Source organism: Maribrevibacterium harenarium (genome assembly GCF_006385675.1).
Taxonomy (GTDB): domain Bacteria; phylum Pseudomonadota; class Gammaproteobacteria; order Pseudomonadales; family Marinomonadaceae; genus Marinomonas; species Marinomonas harenarium.
In genome coordinates this window covers 1-4,960 of sequence record NZ_VFRR01000081.1, presented here as the reverse complement: position 1 = coordinate 4,960, position 4,960 = coordinate 1, and the positions used below count along the sequence as shown (strand labels likewise).

6 protein-coding genes are annotated in these 4,960 nt (G+C 47.8%); all 6 read left to right on the top strand.

All coding sequences use genetic code 11. The features are described from left to right. Nucleotides 1–478, top strand: a 478-nt coding sequence (locus FJM67_RS16920) for an integrase core domain-containing protein (RefSeq protein ID WP_140591855.1), incomplete at its 5' end; no start/stop codon positions are given. 73 nt (nt 479–551) lie between these two features. Next, nucleotides 552–758 (top strand): CBS domain-containing protein, encoded by a 207-nt coding sequence (locus FJM67_RS16915; RefSeq protein ID WP_140591854.1) that lies wholly within the window; start codon nt 552–554, stop codon nt 756–758. Nucleotides 759–900: 142 nt separating this feature from the next. Continuing rightward, the gene (locus tag FJM67_RS16910; protein WP_140591852.1) at nt 901–1,566 is read left to right on the top strand and encodes a response regulator; all 666 of its coding nucleotides are present in this window, start codon (nt 901–903) and stop codon (nt 1,564–1,566) included. Continuing rightward, nucleotides 1,541–2,974 carry an ATP-binding protein gene (locus tag FJM67_RS16905; protein ID WP_140591850.1) on the top strand — a complete coding sequence of 478 codons (1,434 nt, stop codon included), beginning with the start codon at nt 1,541–1,543 and terminating at the stop codon, nt 2,972–2,974. The genes FJM67_RS16910 and FJM67_RS16905 overlap by 26 nt, the downstream gene beginning before the upstream one ends. Before the next feature lie 121 nt (nt 2,975–3,095). Then, nucleotides 3,096–3,614 carry a cytochrome b/b6 domain-containing protein gene (locus FJM67_RS16900; protein WP_140591848.1) on the top strand — a complete coding sequence of 173 codons (519 nt, stop codon included), beginning with the start codon at nt 3,096–3,098 and terminating at the stop codon, nt 3,612–3,614. Nucleotides 3,615–3,664: 50 nt separating this feature from the next. Beyond that, nucleotides 3,665–4,897 carry an HD-GYP domain-containing protein gene (locus FJM67_RS16895; protein WP_181161543.1) on the top strand — a complete coding sequence of 411 codons (1,233 nt, stop codon included), beginning with the start codon at nt 3,665–3,667 and terminating at the stop codon, nt 4,895–4,897. The last annotated feature ends 63 nt before the right edge of the window (nt 4,898–4,960 follow it).

Genomic DNA, 4,960 nt, shown 5'->3' with positions numbered 1-4,960 from the left:
AGCACCGAACCAAGTCTGGTCGATCGATTTTATGAGTGATGGATTATCTGATGGTCGCAAGTTAAGAACGTTCAATGTTCTGGACGACTATAATCGAGAAGGATTAGCGATTGATGTCGATCTGTCGTTGCCTAGTGCCAGAGTGATACGCTCGCTTGAGCAGATCATCGAATGGCGAGGAAAGCCTGCTGCCATACGATGTGATAACGGACCGGAGTTTATATCAGGTCAGCTTGTGAACTGGGCCACTAAGAATAGAATTACGCTCTTATTCATTCAGCCAGGTAAGCCAACGCAGAATGCTTATATTGAGCGTTTTAACCGAACAGCACGACATGAGTGGCTCGATCTACATCAATTTGAATCCGTCGAGCACGCACAATACCTTGCCACGAAGTGGTTATGGACGTACAACAATGAGAGGCCAAACAGCGCCATTGGTGGCATTCCACCTAAATGGCTTTTGAAGGCTGCTTAGGCTCTACTTTTAACCCCTGTTAAAAATGGGGGGATTACATTACCACTCACTACAGAAAAGCGACATTGAGTCTTTGATCAACAGTCAGAAGCACAACCCTTACCAGCATTTGTTGGTAGTCGATGAAGAAAAGCAAGCCATCTGTGGCTTGGTTTCGGTTAACGATATTGTCCGTCAACTGCGCTTAAATGTTGATGTATCAACCTCCACAAGTTTTGAAAAACTACATCAGGTAATCGAAGGAGAATACGCAGACAGCAAGCGTTTGCGGATCGCTTAATCGGCAGCAATAGTGATACTTTTTTTGGGCAGCCTCAGGGCTGCCTTTTTTGCTTGCTGATCTTTGGCGTAAGCTTGAGTTAAGTCCAGTGCGTTATCCTGTCATAAAGCTATAGTCATTGCGTCGGTTTAGGGGAAAAACAATGCGAATTTTGCTAGTAGAAGACGATACCTCTTTGGCGGAAGGTGTGTGTACTGCACTACGTCATGCAGACTATACCGTGGATTGGATCGCCGATGGGGTGAACGCTTATCACGCCATACAAAATGAGGTGTTTGACCTAGTGGTATTGGATTTGGGCTTACCTAGCATGGATGGCATTAGTGTGCTTCGCGGCGTGCGAGACAAAGGGGTGTCTGTGCCGATTCTATTATTAACGGCAAGGGATGCAATCGAAGAGCGGATTCAAGGTCTTGATGCGGGAGCGGACGATTATCTCACTAAGCCTTTTGATTTGTCAGAATTGCAGGCACGTATCCGCGCTTTGGTGCGACGGGCTAGTGGTCGAGCCAGTGAAGAAATCATCTTTGGTGATTTGTCTATCGACACAGGTAGTCGAGCCGTCTGTTATCAGGGGCAGCCTGTCACTCTGACGCGCCGAGAATACAGCCTGTTAATGGAGCTGCTATCCCGACCAGGGCATGTGTTTACTCGGGATGTGTTAACACAAGTGCTGTACGGCTGGGATGAAGATGTAGAAAGCAATGCGTTGGAAGTTCACGTGCATCATTTGCGTAAAAAACTGGGTAGCGAACTGATTCGCACGGTTCGGGGTGTGGGTTATGTTATCAACAAAGCGCTGGCTTGATATTCGCCAAGTAGTCGCTCGGCTGTTTACAGCCAATAGTATTCGCCAGCGCATTATTGGTTATGTCATGGGCTTTTTCATCGTTGCCAGTGGCTCGGTGGGTTTTGTTGGCTTTTGGTTTGCCGATCATGAGGTACAGGAGTTGTTTGATGCGCGTCTGGCCCAGCATGCCCGTTTGTTGCTGACACTAACTTCCGAGGATGTGTCTCAGCCCCATTTAGTGCCTACTTACTTACATGCGCAACCTATTCTCCAGGAAGAAGAGTTTGAAGAGGGGCTAGGCCATGAATACGAGAGCAAAATCTATTTTCAGGTACGTCTCGATGACAATGTTGTCGTAGCCACCGATGAGACGGTGATAGTGCCGCAACATGGTTGGCAACCAGGCTTTGGATTTGCCTATTCTGGTGACAATACTTGGCGTACGTTTTACTTAGAACGGGTTAAGGGACAGCACTTGGTGCGGGTCTATGTAGGTGAGCGTACTGATATCCGCCAAGAGCTAGTGAGTCAAATCGTGTGGCAGTCCCTTTTACCCGAAATGTTCGGTTTGCCACTGATAGCCCTTTTAGTCTGGTGGGCGATTGGTGTGGGGTTAGCGCCATTAATGCAATTGACCCGCAGTATAGCTTCGTTGGAACCTAATGCCCTGAAAAGTTTGGATATTAAGCATTTGGGTAGTGAACTTGAAGCCGTACAGCAGGCAATTAATCACCTACTCACTCGCTTGGAAGAGTTAATGGCTAGGGAAAAACGTTGGATAGCAGACGCTGCCCACGAACTCAGAACGCCACTGGCGGTACTCAAAATTCATGCCCAGAATGCACAAAATGCCCCCACCGAAGCGGATCGACAAGCGTCTTTGAAGGCTTTGGATCAAGGGGTAGAGCGTAGTTCTAGAATGGTTGCCCAGCTACTCGCTTATGCGCGGATTGAACATAATGCTTTCAAGTCCGTTAACGAGCCAATAGATGTCGTGCCGGTGACTCGCGCAACGGTCGCAGAGCTATTACCGCTGGCTTGGGATCGCCAAGTGGATATCGAGTTTTTAAATGAAGAGGGGGCATTGAAGGGCAAGTTTGCCCCAGCAGATATTGAAATGGTTTTGCAGAATTTGGTTTCCAATGCGGTTAAATTTTCCCCTCCTCAGGGCCTAGTGACAGTTGAGTGGTATAAAGAAGGCGATATGCTCAAACTGGCAGTGAAAGATCAGGGGCCTGGGGTCAGTGATGAGAGTAAGCTTCGGCTAACGGAGCGCTTCTATCGAAACGGACAAGCACAAGGGGCAGGACTAGGTCTCGCCATAGTACGAAGCGTAATGAAGGTTTACGGTGGGGAAGTGATGTTTCAAGACAACCAGCCCCATGGCTTATGTGTAGTCGCTTGCTTCCCAAACAGTGTCGGTTAGTCTCTCTTTGAATTTAAGGGTACGCTAAGCTTTCCCGATTACATTGTGCATTTAATGCGCATATCAAGATTTGTGACTAAGCTTTCTCTAGGTTGGGGCTTGTGTCATGGGGAGTAAACTGATGTCAGTAGCAGAACAAATCTGGGACCCTATCATCCGCTTGTTTCATTGGAGTGTCGCGGTCGCATTTTTACTGAACTTTTTTGTTTTAGAAAGAGGGGAGTCCCCCCATGAATGGGCTGGCTATTACATTTTGATCGCACTCGTGGTCAGGCTATTTTGGGGTTTTGTTGGCCCAGACAATGTACGTTTCGTAAGTTTTCTGCCCAGTTGGAGCAAATTAAAGGCATATCTAAGCGAGCTATTAAATGATCGTGTGCCGGAAGAAGATGGCCATAATCCGCTTGGCGCATTGATGATATTTGCCTTGTTGTTTGGGCTGCTTACTACTGGACTTAGTGGCTGGGGAATGGAGCAGCTTGATGAGTACGAAAGGGCTCTGAAGGGGCTTCATGAGTTGGCTGCGAATACCACCTTTATGTTGGTGATGGTGCACGCCATCGCGGTCGTAGTGTTTTCTTTTAAAGGCCCGAGAAATCTTGTACGACAAATGATTACCGGACGTGTAGCAAAACATTAGCCCAAATGCTTGCCATTGCTTTCATAAGTTTACCTAGTAAGGACTCTAGTATGGATTTTACACGCAAAGCCCTGATTCGCATTATGGTGTCGGGCACTCTGATCGGTATCCTAGCGGGCTTCGTAGGTTGGTATATAGCCGTGGAAGGTGCGGAGCGAGAAGCCGTTGACCTAGCCTCGGAAGTCTCGATCGAAACCATAGATCATTACCAACTCACCGCCGTTACCCATGACAATGTCCCCCAAGTTGCCAAACTCGTAAGCGATAACCTGATTTTTGACTGGTTTGATATTGTTGAGTTGTATGATGCCGCTGGGGTCAAGCTGGCTGAGTCTCTCACCGACGAAGGCGAAGCCATCGAAAATCAAATTCCAAGTCATAAAAAACCATCTTATAACGAAGCCTCCTACCAACGGATGGAATTGGATAGCGGCGCCTGGGCGCTCCGAATTTTTATCCCGATTATGCAAGGCGAGGCGGTATGGGGCTATATGGAAGGAGTGCGAGTGGTGCCCGAATGGCAGCGCGATAGTATCTCGCAATATGCCATGTGGGTTGCCTTGATCGCTGCTGGTGCTGCCTGGCTATGTGCCATTGTTATTTACCCGCTTGTGGTATTTTTGAGTCGCGAACATGTTCGCCAAGCGGAAGCGATCCGCGCAGGCAACCTAGATATGATGTTGACCCTAGGTAAGGCTATCGCTTTACGTGATTCTGATACCGGTGCCCATAATTATCGTGTTGCTTGGCTTGCCATTGAATTAGCCGAAGCCGTGAAGTTTAGTAAGGATCGTATGCGAGCATTGCTTTTGGGGAGTTATTTGCACGACGTTGGTAAAATTGCCATTTCCGACAATATCCTCCTCAAACCGGGCCGACTAACGGATGACGAAATGGAAATTATGAAAACCCATGTCACTGAGGGGGGCAAAATGGTAGACCAAATACCGTGGCTCGAAGACGCCCGTTCGGTTATTGAATACCACCATGAGAAATGGGATGGCAGTGGTTATCCTCGTGGTCTATCAGCCGAGCAAATCCCGCTAAGTGCAAGGATTTTCGCCATTGTCGATGTGTTTGATGCCCTATGCTCGAAACGACCATATAAAGAGCCATTTAGTTATCAAGCGGCGTTGAACATTATTTTAGACAGCAAAGGCAGCCATTTCGACCCAGATTTGGTGGCGCAATTTGAAGCCATTGCCCCGCGTCTGTATGAGGTCATTACCAAGGCTGATGAGAGCGAATGTAAAGTAAGCGTCCGGCAAACCACACCTTCATAACACTTGAAACCTGATCTACCGTCACTGCATCCTAGCTATGGTGGTGATTATGTTTGGTTTCTC